The 648-nt window shown below is 52.9% G+C and carries 1 protein-coding gene; it reads right to left on the bottom strand.

The genetic code is table 11. The features are described from left to right. Positions 1-65: 65 nt before the first annotated feature. Positions 66-275, bottom strand: a complete 210-nt coding sequence (locus ALO_RS22130; protein ID WP_139025404.1) for a hypothetical protein — start codon at positions 273-275, stop codon at positions 66-68. Between the last annotated feature and the right edge of the window lie 373 nt (positions 276-648).

The raw sequence follows: 648 nt of genomic DNA, 5'->3' as shown, positions 1-648 counted from the left end.
TTTTAAAGCGAACAACAAACAGCGAGCGGCGGACAAATAAGTTCATTGCTCCGCTATTTGTTTAGTCAGAAACAAGTGGATGCGGGAACGTGGGAACCGGATGCTTTCGTGACGATACCCCAAGCCCGCTCCGCATCAGACCGCGCGGCCCCCATCCAGGCTGCCGCCTGTCTTCCCTCTGCCGCCCGGCCTGCCGCTCCGCTCATCGTCATGCCACGGGAAGCAATAGCGGACGGATTTCTTCTGTCGAAATGGAGTGTACGCGTTACCGGCAATTCTGATCTTGCCGTCGCGCGGCGCAGACGCGCGCTTCTAAAAACCCCAAAGAATTCCCCCCCTTGTCCCCCACGACGAAAAAATTAGCGCCCACGGTGTGAAACACCGTGACGCATGCGGGACCCCCGAAGGTGGGCGTGTCCGATACGCTCCTAGCCAAAAAAAACGGAGTTTCCCCAAAATTTTCCCTGCCGTGAACTCAGAAAAACATATCAGGAGGCTAAACAAAGGCCATTCCGGTGAGGGTATCCATCATAACAAAAACAAAATGCCTCCTGATATGCTTCCCCATGTCCAACACAGGTAAAAAAGCATACCGGGAGACATCGCGTTTGTTAACAACTTTTCGACATGGCATTTTCGTATGATAAA

Source organism: Acetonema longum DSM 6540 (assembly GCF_000219125.1).
Lineage (GTDB): Bacteria > Bacillota > Negativicutes > Sporomusales > Acetonemataceae > Acetonema > Acetonema longum.
This window is presented reverse-complemented; position numbering and strand designations above follow the sequence as displayed.